This window comes from Endozoicomonas arenosclerae (genome assembly GCF_001562015.1).
Classification (GTDB): domain Bacteria; phylum Pseudomonadota; class Gammaproteobacteria; order Pseudomonadales; family Endozoicomonadaceae; genus Endozoicomonas_A; species Endozoicomonas_A arenosclerae.
In genome coordinates this window covers 24,792-41,194 of record NZ_LASA01000089.1, presented here as the reverse complement: position 1 = coordinate 41,194, position 16,403 = coordinate 24,792, and the positions used below count along the sequence as shown (strand labels likewise).

General features: G+C 48.1%; 11 protein-coding genes. 2 read left to right on the top strand and 9 right to left on the bottom strand.

Features of this window, described 5'->3' with window-relative positions; genetic code table 11:
* Positions 1-316: hypothetical protein (locus tag WG89_RS31690; RefSeq protein WP_216638487.1), on the bottom strand; the 316-nt coding region annotated here is incomplete at its 3' end.
* A gap of 253 nt (positions 317-569) precedes the next feature.
* Between WG89_RS31690 and lpcA the strand changes: the two genes are divergently transcribed.
* A complete protein-coding gene (lpcA, locus tag WG89_RS14040) occupies positions 570-1,148 on the top strand; it encodes a D-sedoheptulose 7-phosphate isomerase (protein ID WP_062267154.1) in 579 nt (192 codons plus the stop codon).
* 62 nt (positions 1,149-1,210) lie between these two features.
* Here lpcA and WG89_RS14035 read toward each other — a convergent pair whose 3' ends face one another.
* The 4 genes from WG89_RS14035 to glyQ all read right to left on the bottom strand — a co-directional run bounded on the left by WG89_RS14035 (position 1,211) and on the right by glyQ (position 5,854).
* The gene (locus WG89_RS14035) at positions 1,211-1,942 is read right to left on the bottom strand and encodes a lysophospholipid acyltransferase family protein (RefSeq protein ID WP_062267145.1); all 732 of its coding nucleotides are present in this window, start codon (positions 1,940-1,942) and stop codon (positions 1,211-1,213) included.
* A gap of 87 nt (positions 1,943-2,029) precedes the next feature.
* Positions 2,030-2,575: a D-glycero-beta-D-manno-heptose 1,7-bisphosphate 7-phosphatase gene (gmhB, locus tag WG89_RS14030; protein ID WP_062267143.1), complete on the bottom strand. Its 546-nt coding sequence runs from the start codon at positions 2,573-2,575 to the stop codon at positions 2,030-2,032.
* 280 nt (positions 2,576-2,855) lie between these two features.
* On the bottom strand, positions 2,856-4,937 hold the full coding sequence (gene glyS, locus WG89_RS14025) for a glycine--tRNA ligase subunit beta (protein WP_062267140.1): 2,082 nt from the start codon (positions 4,935-4,937) through the stop codon (positions 2,856-2,858).
* Positions 4,937-5,854 (bottom strand): glycine--tRNA ligase subunit alpha, encoded by a 918-nt coding sequence (gene glyQ / locus WG89_RS14020; RefSeq protein ID WP_062267152.1) that lies wholly within the window; start codon positions 5,852-5,854, stop codon positions 4,937-4,939. Before glyQ ends, glyS begins: the two co-directional genes overlap by 1 nt.
* A 595-nt stretch (positions 5,855-6,449) precedes the next feature.
* Between glyQ and WG89_RS14015 the strand changes: the two genes are divergently transcribed.
* Complete coding sequence (locus tag WG89_RS14015) at positions 6,450-10,955, top strand: hypothetical protein (protein ID WP_062267138.1); 4,506 nt, start codon at positions 6,450-6,452, stop codon at positions 10,953-10,955.
* Positions 10,956-10,998: 43 nt separating this feature from the next.
* Here the strand turns inward: WG89_RS14015 and WG89_RS14010 are convergent, their stop codons facing one another.
* The 4 genes from WG89_RS14010 to fmt form a co-directional block, all read right to left on the bottom strand.
* Positions 10,999-12,447, bottom strand: coding sequence for a TrkH family potassium uptake protein (locus tag WG89_RS14010; RefSeq protein WP_062267136.1), 1,449 nt, complete (start codon positions 12,445-12,447; stop codon positions 10,999-11,001).
* A 241-nt stretch (positions 12,448-12,688) separates the two neighbouring features.
* Positions 12,689-14,062, bottom strand: coding sequence for a Trk system potassium transporter TrkA (gene trkA, locus WG89_RS14005; protein ID WP_062267134.1), 1,374 nt, complete (start codon positions 14,060-14,062; stop codon positions 12,689-12,691).
* Between the two features lie 5 nt (positions 14,063-14,067).
* A complete protein-coding gene (rsmB, locus tag WG89_RS14000; protein ID WP_062267132.1) occupies positions 14,068-15,387 on the bottom strand; it encodes a 16S rRNA (cytosine(967)-C(5))-methyltransferase RsmB in 1,320 nt (439 codons plus the stop codon).
* Positions 15,387-16,352 carry a methionyl-tRNA formyltransferase gene (fmt, locus tag WG89_RS13995; RefSeq protein WP_062267130.1) on the bottom strand — a complete coding sequence of 322 codons (966 nt, stop codon included), beginning with the start codon at positions 16,350-16,352 and terminating at the stop codon, positions 15,387-15,389. The genes rsmB and fmt overlap by 1 nt, the downstream gene beginning before the upstream one ends.
* Between the last annotated feature and the right edge of the window lie 51 nt (positions 16,353-16,403).

Here is a 16,403-nt window from a genome sequence, read left to right as displayed (position 1 = left end):
ACATATAGTCATTCAGCCTGAGGTTGTAACTAGGCTTGATATCAGCTCTGCTTCGACTGAAAACCTTGGTTGCGGTAGCTCCTTTGAGACTGAAAGAATATGTCCAATCATCTTCTTTTTCTGTTGAGGGCTGGTCACTACGCTTCTCCAAATTGCAACCACTGATATCAATGACTGCTCGGTAATCACTGCCGTGATCATAACTGTGTTCTACCCATTTAAATGTTTCACCAGCATAACTGGATGGCAGACTAAATGACCCTATAACAAAGACAGAACTGGCAAGAAAGATTGAAAGAGTGCTTCGTCTATACATGATGAGAACCTGATGGTTTATGGGTGAGGTGTGAAAAGAGAGAGTGGAACTCTCTGTGAGGAAGAGGTTGTTTGGGGTGCTGTGAAAAGGAGCTGGATTCAGTATAGTTCTTGCTCTTATAAAAACATAAACAGATCAGCCTTTTAGCTATAAAGTAAAACTAATTAAGCATTTAGTAATAGCCCAGCCGCTGCCTATGGTGACTTGCCATCATGCAGTATACTTGGGGCTTCTGATTCTACAGTTGATAGCCATGTACCACTCAGTAATACGTGCAGAACTCGAAGAAGCCCAGCAGGTTCTGGAGCGCTTTCTCAATGATGAAACCTGTATTGATGCCATCGACAAGGCTGCAAGCCTGCTGGCAGAATCCTTTAAGCAGGGGGGGAAAGTAATCTCCTGTGGTAATGGTGGTTCCCATTGTGATGCGATGCATTTTGCTGAAGAACTGACCGGTCGCTATCGGGATAATCGCCCGGCCTACCCTGCCATTGCCATTTCAGATGTCAGTCACCTTTCCTGTGTTTCCAATGATTATGGCTATGAGTATGTGTTCTCTCGATACCTGGAAGGTGTCGGGTTTGAAGGGGATGTGTTGTTTGGCCTCAGCACTAGTGGCAACTCAGGTAATATTCTGAAAGCCATTGAAGCGGCTCGCAAGAAAGGGATGAAAGTGATTCTGTTGACAGGGAAAGACGGTGGAAAAATGGACGGTTTAGCGGATGTTGAAATCCGGGTTCCACATTTTGGTTATGCCGACCGGATTCAGGAAATCCATATCAAAGCCATTCATATTATGATCCAGCTGATCGAAAAGCATATGGCTGAATAAGGCTGACTCTGTCTCTCTTTCATCACCAGAGACTCTGGTGATGAAAGAACATTCAGCATCCATCAGGATGCACGATTCATTCTCTCCAATGCTCCCTCAATCCAATCCCTGGTCTCGTTATTAATCTCAAGAGCAGTTTTGTCTTTGGTCTCAACAACCGGCCCTATATGAAGTTGAATGGTGCCAGGTTTCTTCAAAAAGCTGTCCATGGGCCAGCAAACTGCGGCGTTATGGGCAATAGGTAATACACTAACCTCTGCTTTTCTAGCCAGGTTTACACCACCTCTTGAAAACTTACCCAGCTTGCCATTGGGGTTACGGGTGCCTTCGGGGAAAATCAAAACCCAGCGACCTTCATGCAAAGCTGAAGTGCCCTGCTCTACTACATCAGTTAATGCCGCTCTGGGATCATTACGATTGATGGCGATCGGTTTGATGAGTCTGAATGCCCAGCCAAAGAATGGAATCTTCAATAGTTCTTTCTTGATGACCTGGGCCTGGGGGCTGAAGGTTGTCTGCAGGAAAAAGGTTTCCCAGGTGCTTTGGTGGTTACTGATCAAGACACAGGGAGTATCCGGAATGTTTTCTTTGCCATGAATTTCATACCTTATCCCACAGATAAATCTGGCCAGACCCATGGCAATAACTGCCCAGTACTTTACCAACACCTTATGGCGCGTATTCATGGGAACAAAGGGAACAACAAAAACCAGTACAGTGGACCAGAGAACAGTAAATGTAGCCAGCAGAAAATAAAATAACGCTGTTCTTATGGATTGTACGACGAATGACATTTATAACCTATCTTGTTTATCTTGGAATACCGGCAGTCAGTGACGAGGGAAACAAGCCAGTATAACGATTACTCATTCCTGCTTCGGTTAGGAAGGTTCGTTGAGAATAAAGTTAGTAAATGCTGCCAGGTCTTCAAATACAGGGACACCATTAAGGCCCTCTCCCTTGTTCAGAGTCCTGACACCTTTGCCCGTTTTTACCAGAGCCACATTACATCCCATCGCCTGACCGGCTTGAAGATCTCTCAGAGAATCTCCTACCATCCAGGAAGACTCAGCAGGTAACCCCAGTGTTTCTGAAATCTGTTCAATCAGACCCGGCAGTGGTTTTCTGCAGTTGCACTGATCGTCTGGGCCATGAGGGCAGTACTTAATACAGTCAATCTTTCCGCCTTCAGAAGAGACAAGATCCTGCATTTTTTGATGCATGGCATGAAGTGTCTCTTCTGAAAAATACCCACGGGCAAGGCCAGACTGGTTGGTGGCTACAGCGATGGTATAGCCTGCTTTACTCAGTCTGGCTATAGCTTCCGCACTACCCGGTAAAGGTATCCATTCATCTACCGTCCGAATGTAGTTATCAGAGTCATGGTTAATGACTCCATCACGGTCAAGAATGATCAGTTTGCTCATAATTAAAGGAAACTTGTTCCATATCTAAAGCGAAAGAAAAATACTTTGTTTCTGTTCTTAATGAAAAGGAAGATACAGAAACAGAGTAATTTTCGGTACATAGACCCAGAAATTGCTCCACGTCTCGGGCATCCTGCTTCGCCCTAACTTCTACTTCCTGTAGTCTTGCATTTCTGGGATACGTTACGTCCATGTAAATAAAAAGTGCGGCATAAATGCCGCACTCACTGTATCAAGCTTTGATCAGGATTTCTGTAACAAAGACAGCCCTGAGCGCAATCTACAGTAACGAAATGTCTGCAACATGCAGGAACAGGCTGCGCAATTGCTTGAGAAGCGCATAACGGTTCAGCCTCACCTGCTGGTCTTCTGCGTTAACCAGAACCTCATCAAAGAAGCGGTCAACAGAGTCCTTCAGTGGTGCCAGATTTTCCATGGCTACAGCGTACTGCCTTTGCTCCAGAATCGGTGCCACCTTCTCTTTACTGTCTGCCAGCGCAGCAGCCAGATCCTTCTCAGCAGCTTCTGCCATCAAAGCAGGATCTACAGAGTCAGGAATCACCAGGTCACCGGCTTTAGCCAGAATGTTAGATACACGCTTGTTGGCTGCAGCCAGAGTTTCAGCTTCCGTCATTTGGCTAAAGCTGTGTACTGCTTTAACACGCTGATCAAAGTCGAATGGGCGTGAAGGCTTAAGTGCTTTAACAGAAAGGAATACTTCTACAGGAATTTGTTCATCCTGATACCAGGAGCGGAAGCGCTCCAGCATGAAGTCCAGAACTGTTTCAGTCAGCTTCTCTCCTGCAGGCAGTTCCACGCCTTGAGACTTATAGCCTTCTATAGCCTGGTTGATCAGATCGCGCAGATCCAGATCCAGCTTCTTCTCAACAATAATCCTCAGCACACCCAGAGTGGCTCTGCGCAGGGCAAACGGATCTTTGTTACCTGAAGGTGGCTGATTGATGCCAAAGATACCGGTGATGGTATCGATCTTGTCGGCAATGGCAACGGCACATCCGGTCAGGTTTGAAGGCAGTTCATCGCCGGCAAATCGCGGCATGTACTGTTCATTCAGAGCCTGGCAAACCTCTTCTGCTTCTCCGTCATTTGCGCCGTAATACTGGCCCATGATGCCTTGCAGTTCCGGGAATTCCAGAACCATTTCGGAGGTCAGGTCGGATTTGCAGAGTTCTCCAGCTCGAACCGCTAACGGTTCCTGCCCACCTTCCTGTTTGGCGATGAAACCTGCCAATTTTGCAATGCGGTCGGTTTTATTGAACAGCGATCCCAGGTCAGCCTGGAAGACGATGGGTTTCAGGGTTTCCCTGCGTGCTTCAAGACTGGTTTTTTTGTCCGTATCGAAGAAAAATTTGGCATCTGCTAAACGTGGACGGATTACCCGTTCATTACCGGATACTACATGTTCCGGCTGCTGACTCTGGATATTGGAAATGGTTATAAAATGGGGAAGAAGTTTTCCTTCCCCTGAAACCACATGGAAATACTTCTGATGTTCTTTCATAGAAGAGATCAGAGCTTCAGCCGGTACTTCCAGGAATTCGTCATCAAAACGTCCAGACAGAGCGACTGGCCACTCATTCAGAGCGGTCACTTCATCCAACAGATCTTCATCAATAACCGCTTCACCGCCCAGTTTGGAAGCAACTTCGGTGACCTGATTTTTGATGATGTCACGGCGCTCTTCAAAAAGAGCCATAACCTTACCCTGTTCTTTCAGCAGGCTCTGGTAATCTGCTGGCTGACTGATGGTCATAGGCTGGTTAGCATGGAAACGGTGCCCGCGAGTCTGACTGCCTGACTTCAGGCCCAGAATTTCACAGTCAATCACCTGCTCTCCCATCAGCATGACTAACCAGTGCACAGGCCGAACAAATTCAGTGCGACGAGCTCCCCAGCGCATACGCTTGGGAATCGGCAGTTCATTCAAAGACTGGCTGACAATTTCAGGCAGCAGTTCAGTTGTTGCAGAACCTTGCTGAACAGCACGGTAGACCAACCAGGCACCTTTATCGGTTTCCAGTTTTTCCAGTTGATCGACAGTAACACCATTTGAACGGGCAAAGCCCTCAGCGGCTCTGGTTGCCTTGCCTTCAGCATCAAAGGCCGCTTTAACAGCAGGACCACGGCGCTCAAGCTGTTGATCAGGCTGAGCAGTATCCAAACCTTTCACTAACAGGGCTAAACGGCGAGGTGCGGCAAACGCTTCAAAGCTGTCGAAAGACAGCTGAGCATTCTTCAGACGATCGATAATGCCTTGAGTAAAAGCATTGGATAACTTTTTCAGAGCTTTTGGAGGCAGTTCCTCAGTACCCAGCTCGACCAGGAAATCTTTCTGACTCATCACTTCTTCTCCTGTGTCTTGCTGTCTTCCAGGCTGGCCAGGACTTCTGCACGGATATCGTCACTGGCTAATGGGAAGCCCAGTTGGTGGCGAGCATCAAAGTAAGCTTTGGCTACAGCTCTGGCCAGGGTTCTGACTCTCAGAATGAAACGCTGACGCTCTGTTACCGAGATAGCATGACGTGCATCCAGCAGGTTAAAAGTATGAGACGCTTTCAGCACATACTCATAAGCAGGCAGTGGCAGACCGGCTTCTACCAGACGCTTGGATTCGCCTTCATAGAAGTTGAACTGGTGGAACAGTTCCTTGGTATCAGCATGCTCAAAGTTGAAAGTCGACATTTCAACTTCCTGCTGATGGAAAACATCACCGTAGGTCACTGTGCCCTGGGGACCTTCAGTCCAGACCAGATCATAAACGTTGTCTACGCCCTGGATGTACATGGCCAGACGCTCAAGACCATAGGTGATTTCACCGGTAACGGGGTAACACTCAATACCACCTACCTGCTGGAAATAGGTGAACTGAGTGACTTCCATTCCGTTCATCCAGACTTCCCAACCCAGACCCCAGGCACCCAGCGTTGGGGATTCCCAGTTATCTTCTACAAAGCGAAGATCGTGAACCAGTGGATCAATACCCAGCTCTTTGAGGGAGTCCAGATAGAGCTCCTGAATGTTGTCAGGAGAAGGTTTCATCACCACCTGAAACTGGTAGTAATGCTGGAGGCGGTTCGGGTTTTCGCCGTAGCGGCCATCGGTTGGACGGCGGCTGGGCTGCACATAGGCGGCGTTCCAGTTTTCCGGACCTATGGCACGAAGGAATGTGGCTGGGTGGAAGGTGCCTGCACCTACTTCCATGTCCAACGGCTGTAAAACCACACAGCCCTGGCGAGCCCAGAACTGTTGGAGGGCCATAATCAGGCCCTGAAATGTCTTGATATCAGGCGTGCTTTGAGAAGTCACAGTACTACCTCATGGAGGCTCAAATTAGGCTTTATTCCTCTATCCCGGCAGTCAACAGCCTGTCGAAGCTTCGACAATTTAAGCCCGGGCGCTTGCAATACCACTGACAGCATGAGCATAAAAAAGCCCACTGTGCATATAAGAAAGATGGCATTTTTTAGAAACAGCAGCGGATTATACCGCTTTGACTAAAGGGCGGATACCGTTCTGGGCCTCTGGAAATGGAGGTGTTGTGAATAACCTTCTCAAAGGTCTCAGAGAATACTGGGCAGTGGATAAAAAAAAGAGTGAAAATAATGTGGATAAGTTGTTAGTAGATGTGAATAACTTTTCTAAAGAATGCTTTTGATAAATATGAATGAGCGTTGATTACAAATCAAAACAATATAACCGTCCAAAAAACAAACTGAATCTGGCGTCTGAACTACTTTCCTTGGAGTGATATCAATTCGGGTTGATAAGCCCTCAATAGAAAGATTTTATGACGCCACGAATTTTATGGATAAAGCTGGGTTTACTGGGATGTACTGCTCTGCCTGCCACCCTCATGAGCAGCATAAATAATACAGAGTCCAGCTATGTTGAAATCAGCCTTGGGGAAGGAGAGGTTCAAAGCACTTACGCCTGTGATCTGGTTGCAGTTAAAGAGGCTGTTATAGAATCAGAAGCGCTGAGTAATGAATCCGAAAGTGAAGTCAGCTCAGAGGATGAGATGTTCTTTCCGATTTCGAAAAACCTTTTTGCAGAATGTCGAACTGGGCTTGCAACTCAACAGTCGGATTATGTTTTTCATTTCAAGGCTTTCATTGCTCTGGAAGTAACGAGCTTCTCGGGTAATGTTTCTCAATGGCTCTACGAGCTTGTTAAATTACCTTTTACTCTCAGATTTCTTAAGGTTATCAGTGACTGGTCTCAAGCTGGAAGCTCCGCTTTATCGAGTAACTCTATAAAATACGATCCTAGAAAATGGAGTGGCAGAGGTTTCCCCAAAAGCCCGGAAGAGATCCTGAAAAAACAGGATATCATGAAGGAAATGATGCCGGGGCGAAGGGTATTTATTCCCGGTCTGCCAGGGGCTTCTGTGGCTACTCCAGATCCCGACATTTTCCTTGGCAATGATGAACTCTATCAACCTGCTGCTCCGGTAGTTGAAAACCTTCCCCCAGAACTATCCGTTATTGATTTTACCCATAATGCACAGATTCAAGCTGTTCTGATAGAAGTGCTCGACCTGCTTTCACTGGTGGGTGACTCAGGTTTGACAGAGGTAGGTCTTGATCTCTCCGATATGGAGAATATGACTCTTGGCGAACTCATGCATTATCGGAACCTCTTGAGGGACTATCTGGATAGGCTTGAGCAGAATGGGCTTCTGGACTCTGTGGCGAATACTCCAGCGGCTGTCGTTTTCAGAGAAATTATTCTTTTAATACTGGCTGATCTTGATGAACTCCAGAGAGTACAAACTGAGAGAGCTCTAAACCAGTCCGCTCCTGTTAGTAGCCGGCCTCAATCACTGGGTGGAGAGATACTGGCGAGACTGCGATATCTGACTCCAAACATCTCTGGCAGAAAACTGAAATGGGGACTCATGCAGGCTTATATGGCGGAGCTAGAAACGTTCCGTCCTGCTATTGAAGAAAAAGTACAGGAAGAAGTGGATGCGCTGGAAGAACATATCCGCATGCAGGGAATGACCCTTGAGGAGCGAAGAAAGTATATAGAAAAGAAAAAGCGGGATGTTCTTGAGCGTCTAATGGCTCTGGAAGGTACTTCTTCATACTGGGAGAAAACACTGAGAAAGATTCTTTCCAACAGGCTAGATGTTTTGACCGCAGATCTTGCGGATTTTGACGAAGAGCCCGTTGATATGGATGGAAAAGAAAAGACTTCCCCAACGCCACCCCCGAGCAGTGATGATGATGAAGATGAAGGGGAAGAAGAGCAGCCTGATTCCGATCCGAATAACACAGGGAGTAATGATCATGCTTCTGATGGCAATCAGGATCCGAATGGAGACGGGACCACGGAAGAACTATCCACCACAGGTCATGACGGTTTTCTGATTCAGAATCCTTTACACACATCTTTTCTTGCAGATCTTTTTTCCAGTTACCATCTGGTTAAAGAAGGTAATCAGGAAGAGTTTATAGCCAGCCTCTTGTCCATCCTCGGAACAGGTATTGAGAACTTCGAGCAAAAACAAATAGCGCTTCGTGAGAGTCTGATCAAGCTCTTCAAAGAGGAAAAAGCCTACAGTCATCTCCAGCAAGACTGGGAAACCATTGGACTGGATGAGCTGGTCAAACTGATTCTGGATTATGGTCGTTATGCCTATTTAACCCGGGAAGTGATGAAGCTGTTCACAGAGCAGGATGCTGAGCAGATGCTAAGTATGGCTGCAGATTTGAATATGGGAAGGCAGGACCTACAGATCTCAGTACCCAGCCCTCAGCACTCAACCGATCTGGTTGTAAGCTTTTCCCACAATAGCGTCATTTACAATGAACAATCACCCTTTATGGGCTTGCTAAGAGAGCGGCTTAAACGACTTGAGTTGCATACCCGGATACTGTCTCTGACCGAATCGGAAAGGCTTTCTTTTTCTGAGGAGGAGATTCGTCGATGGCGAGAACAGTGTGCGAGAGACGGTCAGCGACTGCCGATCATTTTCAGATATCTTACAGAGGGAGAGGAAGCCGAAAGTTATAGCTTGGGGAATACTGCCAGTCTGATAAGGGATGTCAGAAAGCGTTTTCCAAAGGTCGATATTACTGAACTGGAAGCTGAAAGAAACAGGGCATCAGGAGACAGAAGACTACAGCTTGATAGACAGATTGCCCAGCTACGAGCTGAGTCGGCTGTGAGTGCTGGAATAGAGACAGCTGCCAGAGTGGCTAATGTTTGTGAATTGCCTGAAATTCTTGACCCTCAGTTGCCTGGTCTGGAAGTCCTTCTCTATATGGTTCTGAATCAGGATTCTCCCAACTCGCTCAGAGGCGCCGTTTTCGGAACTGACCGTTTATTGGGGCGGGATAATCTTCTGGATTTCCTGATGCCTGGAGGATGGATGATCAGCCCATCCAACCGGGAGGATACTATTGATTCGGCAACACCAGTATTGGTCGAGCTGACCTCAAGTGGACGGTTAAAACTGATCTTTCATAAAGAATTTGATACCTGGGTGGTACCTGATAGCAAGAAGCAGCTGGATGGAATGTTTACCGTCACTATGGAGTATGAATTCCAGATTACAGGTCAGCAGCTAAAGCTTGAATACAGTGGTTTTAGCTTTAGAGGCCATGTCCGGGATGATGCGCTTGAAGAGGGCCGTGAAGAGCTGGAAAGAAAGGTGAAAGAGCGCACTTCGAATTTCAGAGAGAGAATGATCAGTCGGGTAGGAGCCAGTGATAAAAAATCGGGAGACCTCCAAAAACGTTTTGATCGGGATTTGGCTCAGAGTGAAAAAACAGTCGAATGGTCTGAGGAGAGAGCTAAAGCCATTGATAAGATGTGGCAGGATATCAATGCTCAAATGATTGAGATAGAGCAGGCAAATTTAAGAAGCTGGTCCAGATTTCAGGAGCATTACAAGCGGCTTGAAAATATTATGGCCAGTGTTGAATGGGAATACAAAAAGCTTCTGGATGCAGAAAAGAAGCACTTTGAAAGTACAGTAAAACGTTTTGTACCCGAGTCTCTCGCTGCCAGGGAGTATGCCCTGGTTCATCAGCAAGCCGAGCACTACAGGGCGCGCTTAATAGAGCTGGAAAGACAGTTGGCGAGAATGAAATCAGTTTCTCGACAAACAGAAGAAGAACTCGAGAGGGAAAGAGTTCGTTATCTTCAGGCATCAGAAGAACTGGAAGCTATATCATACGACGTTGATATCAGAGGGGCTTTATACAAACAGGCCAGAGCTTTACCAGAGTTGGCACGAGACAATCTCAATCACCTGTTTGAGTCGGTCAAAATGATGGTGAGCCATGCCACCTTAACGGTCACAGAAAAACTCAGTCAACTATCGCAGGAAGAGACACGGCGTTTAAGTGATCCATCGGATCCCTCCGCTTTGGATCACGAGGAATCCAGGAGTCAGGAAAATCTGCTGGATACCCGACAAAGACGAACTTCTGAAGGACAAAGAAGGCATGGTTTGAGAAGAAACGCGAAATACGGCTCTGAAGGCGCCATTAATAAGCTGGGAGTTAAATCGTCGCAAGATTCATCTCCGTCTTCCAGTCCCAATAGAAGAGTTTCTGACTATCTGAGGCCACCAGCCTGGCTGGGCAAAATGTGGAGAGCTATTAGCCGGCCTGACCTGGATTCAAGCATGAATGGGCTCAGAGAATTTAGCAGGGATGGCACTATGAGGGATTACTCACGAGGTCGAGCAAATGATCGATTAACTGACTATCCTGCCGGTTCGGTATCGCCCCCTGACATACTGGTTTCGTCACCTGACTCGGATCAAAACTCTAACGGTCAACATGGCAGCAGAGAGTTAATGGGGTTGCTCGATTCAGAAACCTCTCCGGGAAATCTATTACCTTTTCCTAATCCTGGTTTTCATACCCAACTTTCAGTGCCTGAAAGCCGACGGGGTCCAGTAGGTTTCCATGAGCACACATTAAGTGCTCCTGAGACGACAAGGCATCGAATTGATCATAGAAGGCGTGATAGTCAGCCTGAATTGCAGCTACTACAGAGATCAAGAGCTTCTGCCTTACAAAGTCAGAGGGTGCGAGCGTATCTCTCCGCTTATTCACAAGATGAACAATTTATTAGTCTGATCAGTCACTATATTGAAACGGATTTTGGTGGAGACTATAAGGAGTTTGAAGAAGATCTAAAAGTCTTTGCTCTCACTCTTCCTTCTGCAGAAAGTTCGGCACTGGAACCCACTGCTCTGGAACAAAGAGTGGCTAATTTATTGGCTCAATTCATTGATGCGATGGGAGTAGAAAGTCTGGCTAACGCTTTAATCAGGATTTTTGGTGAGCAGATTTTGATTGATTTAGAGAAAAGGTTCCCAGCTGTGACTGATGTTTGATGAAAAGTGCAGCCCGGTTTGGAAAACCAGGCTGCACGGAGTCTCAATACTTCCAGAATGTGGGAGTAAACAATACCAGCAGGGTGAAAATTTCCAGACGACCCAGAAGCATGGCAAAACACAAAATCCATTTTGCGGTATCGGGCAGTGAGTCGTAGTTATCAGCCGCTTCGCCCAATGCCGGACCCAGGTTATTCATACTGGAAGCTACAGTTGAAAAGGCTGTAGTCAGATCCACACCCGTAGCCATGACAGCCAGAATCATCACGGCAAACAGGAAAACATAGGTCGCAAAGAATCCCCAGACCGCTTCACCCACTCTACTGTGAACGGGTTTGCCGCCCAGCTTTATTGAGAAAATAGCGTTGGGATGAACCAGACGACGAAGTTCTCTTACTCCCTGTTTAAAAATCAGCAGTACACGAATCACTTTCATACCACCCGCCGTTGATCCTGCACATCCTCCGGCAAAACTGGTCATAAACAGCAAAAGAGGCAGGAAGGTTGGCCAGGCTGAGAAGCCGCTGGTGGCATAACCCGTTGTGGTCGCAACGGAGACTACTTCAAAAATCCCGTGATCCAGAGAGTCGGCAAGATCATAAGTGCCAGAGAAGTAGAGACCCGCAACGGTAATGAAAGAGACCACCAAAAGGATCAAAAGGTAAGCCCGGACCTCAGGATCTTTCCAGTAATGGTGAGTGGATTTATTGCGCCAAGCGAAGAAATGCAGGGCAAAGTTGATACCGGCTACCAGCATAAAGAAAGTGGCTGTGGCATTGATCAGGGGTGACTCAAAATAGCCAATACTGGCATCGTGGGTAGAAAAGCCGCCAATGGCTATGGTGGAAAAGCTATGGCTTATCGCATCAAAAAGATTCATGCCCGCTAACCAATAACCCAGAGCACAGACTGCCGTCAGTGTCAGATAAAGCAGCCAGAGAGCTTTCGCCGTTTCCTTGATACGGGGGGTCAGTTTGTTGTCTTTAATAGGTCCTGGAGTTTCTGTCCGGTAAAGCTGCATCCCCCCTATTCCCAGCATGGGCATAATGGCTACAGCCAGGACAATAATACCCATGCCTCCCAGCCACTGAAGCTGCTGGCGGTAAAACAGAATCGATTTGGGGAGATCATCGATACCGGTGAGGATTGTCGCCCCGGTCGTAGTCAATCCTGACATAGATTCAAACACTGCATCCGTTACGCTCAGAGCTGGATCTGTCATCAGCAATAAAGGCAGGGAGCCCATTCCCCCCAGAACGACCCAGAAGAGGACGGTAATAATAAAACCGTCACGGGTGCGCAGGTCGGATTTGATCTTTCTGAATGGGAACCAGAGAAAGAAACCGATCAGGAAGGTCAGAAAAAATGTGTACAAAAACAGTGAAACTTCTGCTTCTCCATAGATCAGTGCTACGGCCAGAGGCGGTAGACTGGAGAAGCTGAACAGCATCAAAAGAATACCCAGGACGGGTAAAATGACAGAAAACCGCATAAGCCCCTGTTTTTCTAGTTATACAGACAACGGCCATGCTGTCTGATTCAGTTATCGTTACGTGTAAAGACCATCAATGCTCCATTACAACCCCCCAGTTGCTGAAGCATGAAGTCTGCGGTGCAAGCTTCTATTAAAGAGAAAAAGGAAACCGCTGGCGCTATTTTACCGCGAAAATCATTTCATCCCTAACAAGATGAAATGATTTTCTTCGATCAATAGCTGATTGGGAAGGTATCTTTTAAAAGAAGCCCAGTCCAACCTGGAAGAGTTGCTCTACTTCGTGGATACGTTTCTTGTTGGTCAGGAACAGAATGATATGATCGCCAGATTCTATGCGAGTAGTGTCGTGTGCAATCAGTACCTCATCGTTTCTGACAATAGCTCCGATCGTTGTACCCGGTGGCAGCTCTACCTGTTGTACCGTTTTACCCACTACCCTTGAAGAGTTTTCATCACCATGGGCAATGGCTTCAATAGCCTCTGCTGCACCGCGACGCAATGAGTGCACATTCACCACATCGCCTCGACGGACATGCTTGAGCAGGCTGCCGATAGTGGCTTGTTGAGGTGAAATTGCAATATCAATTTCGCCTCCCTGAACCAGGTCTACGTAGGCTGGATTGTTGATCAGAGCCATAACTTTACGAGCACCCAATCGCTTGGCCAGCATGGCTGCCATCACGTTGGCTTCGTCATCGTTGGTCAGGGCACAGAAAATATCCGTCTCTTCAATATTCTCTGAAATCAGCAATTCCTTATCGGATGCATTGCCGTTGAAGACCATGGCTTTGGTCAGCGTTTCTGACAGGAACTGGCAACGTTCCATATTCTGCTCAATGATTTTCACCTTGAAATCATTTTCAGCTGACTGGGCCAGACGCAGGCCAATGTTACCGCCACCGGCAATGATGATCCGCTTGTAATCGTCATCCAGTCGTTGCAGTTCACTCATAACCGCGCGGATATGTCGACGGTCAGCAATGAAGAACACTTCGTCATCAGCTTCAATGACGGTTGTGCCCTTGGGCATGATGGCCTTGCCCCGACGGAAGACAGCAGCAACACGCGTATCAACGTTAGGCATGTGTTCACGGAGGTAGCGCAGTTCCTGGCCTACCAGTGGACCGCCATAATAAGCTTTCATGGCCACCAGCTGAGCCCGGCCATCGGCAAAGTCCAGAACCTGCAGTGCTCCGGGTCGTTCCAGAAGGCGGCGGATGTAATTGGTCACAACCTGTTCGGGGCTGATCAATACATCAATGGGCAGGGCGTCATCACCGAACAGGTTTTCCTTGTTCAGGTAAGCAGCCTGACGTATCCGGGCAATTTTGGATGGGGTGTGGAACATGGTGTAGGCAATCTGGCAGGCAACCATATTCACTTCATCACTGTTGGTGACGGCCACCAGCATATCGGCATCGTCAGCACCCGCCTGTTTCAGTACAGAAGGAAAAGACGCCATACCCTGAATGGTTCGGATATCTATGCGATCCTGTAGTTCCCTGAGCCGTTCACCATTGGTATCCACTACCGTGATGTCGTTTTCTTCGTTGGCCAGGTTTTCCGCCAGGGTTCCACCGACTTGTCCGGCACCGAGAATGATGATTTTCATAGTCTTTACTGGCCTTCTTCTTTTGCTGTGGGCACTTTTTTCAGCAGGCTGTAAAAGAAGCCGTCGCCTGATCCGGGCAGAATCTGCCGGCCAAAACCGGTATCGAGTCCCCACTCTCCCTGAAGAGGCAACAACTCGGCATCTTCACTCTGCTGGAGAAAGGCTTCGATCTGTTTGCTGTTCTCTGCAGGCATAATAGAACAGGTTGCATACAGCAGTGTGCCACCGGGCTTCAGCAATGACCACATGGTATTAAGAATCCTGCCTTGAAGTTCTGCCAGGGCATCAATATCTTCTGGTTTGCGAAGCAGTTTAATATCCGGGTGGCGGCGAATTACACCGGTTGCAGAGCAAGGAGCGTCCAGAAGTATGTGGTCATAGGGCTGCCCATCCCACCATTGCTCTGGCTGGGTACCATCACCGGTCATCAGTTTGGCCTTGAGACCAATGCGATCAAGGTTTTCCTGGACTCGGGTGAGTCTCTTCTCATCGACATCCAGAGCGTCCAACTCAATGCCAGGATTCATTTCCAGCAGCTGGCAGGTCTTTCCTCCTGGAGCACAGCAGGCGTCCAGAACCCGATCACCTTCCTTGACTGAAAGAAGGTTGCCTGAAAGCTGGGCCGATTCATCCTGAACACTGACAACGCCGTCAGAAAAGCCGGGCAGCTGATCGACAGAGGTGGCTCTGGCCAGAGTGATTCCCTGGGGAGATACCAGTGAAGGAGAAGCCTGAATGCAGTCGTCCAGAAGCTTCTTCAGATAACGGTCACGCTTGATGTGTTGTTCATTGACCCTCAGGGTCATCGGTGGCGGCTGGTTGTTAGCCCGAGCTATATCCTGCCAGTGTTCAGGCCATGCTTTTTTGATCTTTCCGATAAGCCACTGTGGATGTGCTGTGAGACAAATGTCGTCAGTATCAGAGAGGGCCTGAAGCTCTTCTTCCTGACGCTGCGCTGTTCTCAATACCCCATTAACCAGACCTCTGGCCCAGGCTTTCCCCAGCATACGAGTGACCTGAACCGTTTCTCCAATAGCGGCATGGGCGGGAATACGCGTGTAAAACAGCTGATAGAGCCCAACCAGTATCAGACTGTGTATGGTCTGTTCTTTAGTCTTGAGAGGCTTGTCCATCAATGAACTGAGCCAGCTATCGAGACGGAAGTAGTAGCGAAGTGTCCCATAGCAAAGCTCTGCCAAGAGAGGCTGATCTTTATCTCGCAGGCACTCCTGATATTCAGGCAGCACCTGACTCAGGGATTCACCGGAGACTACACGACTGATTACTTTGGCGGCAGCCAGTCGAACGGAAGATTGTTTTGCCATCAGCTGAATTTTTTCCCGGGTACAAACATATCCCTGCGACTGTTAAGCAGGTCCTGTACTGACATGGCGCGACTGCCAGAAAGCTGCACATTGGTCAGGCGGAGAATACCCTCTGCTGTTGCAATATCCAGACCCATTTTGTCTGCTTTAACCAGAGTGCCTGGAGCTTCCTGGCTGGTACCTTCAACCCGTTCAGCTTCCCAAACCCGAATAGCGTTGCCTTCCAGTTCTGTTGTGGCTACTGGCCATGGGTTGAATGCTCTGACCAGACAATCAAGATCTGCGGCGGGTTTGCTCCAGTCGATCCGGGCTTCTTCTTTGCTCATTTTATGGGCATAACAGGCACAACTGTCATCCTGTTTTTCTGCCGTAAGGCTGCCTTCTGCAATAGCGTTAACGGCTTCTATCAGAGCAGGCTGTCCCACTTCGATCAGACGATCATGCAAGTCGGAAGATTTGTCGGTGGTGTTAATCGGGCAGCAGGCTTTGATCAGCATATTGCCCGTGTCCAGTCCTTCATCCATCTGCATTATGGTTACGCCGGACTCTTCATCGCCTGCAGCGATAGCGCGCTGGATAGGTGCAGCACCACGCCATCTTGGCAAAATAGAACCATGAACATTGATGCAGCCGTAGGTTGGAATATCCAGAACACTTTTCGGCAGAATCAGGCCGTAGGCAACCACAATCATCAGATCTGGCTTGAGTGCCGCCAGCTGTTCACGAGCTTCTTCATCCTTTTTCAGGGATAAAGGCTGAAATACGGGAATATCATGCTGCAGCGCCAGCTCTTTCACCGGGCTCGGCTTGAGCTTTCTTCCCCGTCCTGCCGGCCTGTCCGGCTGGGTATAAACTGCAACCACTTCATGCTGGTTGTCCTTCACAGCCTGGCTGTCCAGAACCGCTTGAAGGTGGGCGCTGGCAAATTCCGGGGTACCGGCAAAGACAATACGAAGGCTTTTCATTGGGTTTTCTAAAGGCTCGACAGAACGATGGGGAAAGGAGGTTGTTGGATT

Coding starts and splice junctions, on each gene's coding strand:
- lpcA (WP_062267154.1), top strand. CDS start 570: ATGTACCACTCAGTAATACGTGCAGAACTCGAAGAAGCCCAGCAGGTT.
- WG89_RS14035 (WP_062267145.1), bottom strand. CDS start 1,942: ATGTCATTCGTCGTACAATCCATAAGAACAGCGTTATTTTATTTTCTG.
- gmhB (WP_062267143.1), bottom strand. CDS start 2,575: ATGAGCAAACTGATCATTCTTGACCGTGATGGAGTCATTAACCATGAC.
- glyS (WP_062267140.1), bottom strand. CDS start 4,937: ATGAGTCAGAAAGATTTCCTGGTCGAGCTGGGTACTGAGGAACTGCCT.
- glyQ (WP_062267152.1), bottom strand. CDS start 5,854: ATGGCCCTCCAACAGTTCTGGGCTCGCCAGGGCTGTGTGGTTTTACAG.
- WG89_RS14015 (WP_062267138.1), top strand. CDS start 6,450: ATGAGCAGCATAAATAATACAGAGTCCAGCTATGTTGAAATCAGCCTT.
- WG89_RS14010 (WP_062267136.1), bottom strand. CDS start 12,447: ATGCGGTTTTCTGTCATTTTACCCGTCCTGGGTATTCTTTTGATGCTG.
- trkA (WP_062267134.1), bottom strand. CDS start 14,062: ATGAAAATCATCATTCTCGGTGCCGGACAAGTCGGTGGAACCCTGGCG.
- rsmB (WP_062267132.1), bottom strand. CDS start 15,387: ATGGCAAAACAATCTTCCGTTCGACTGGCTGCCGCCAAAGTAATCAGT.
- fmt (WP_062267130.1), bottom strand. CDS start 16,352: ATGAAAAGCCTTCGTATTGTCTTTGCCGGTACCCCGGAATTTGCCAGC.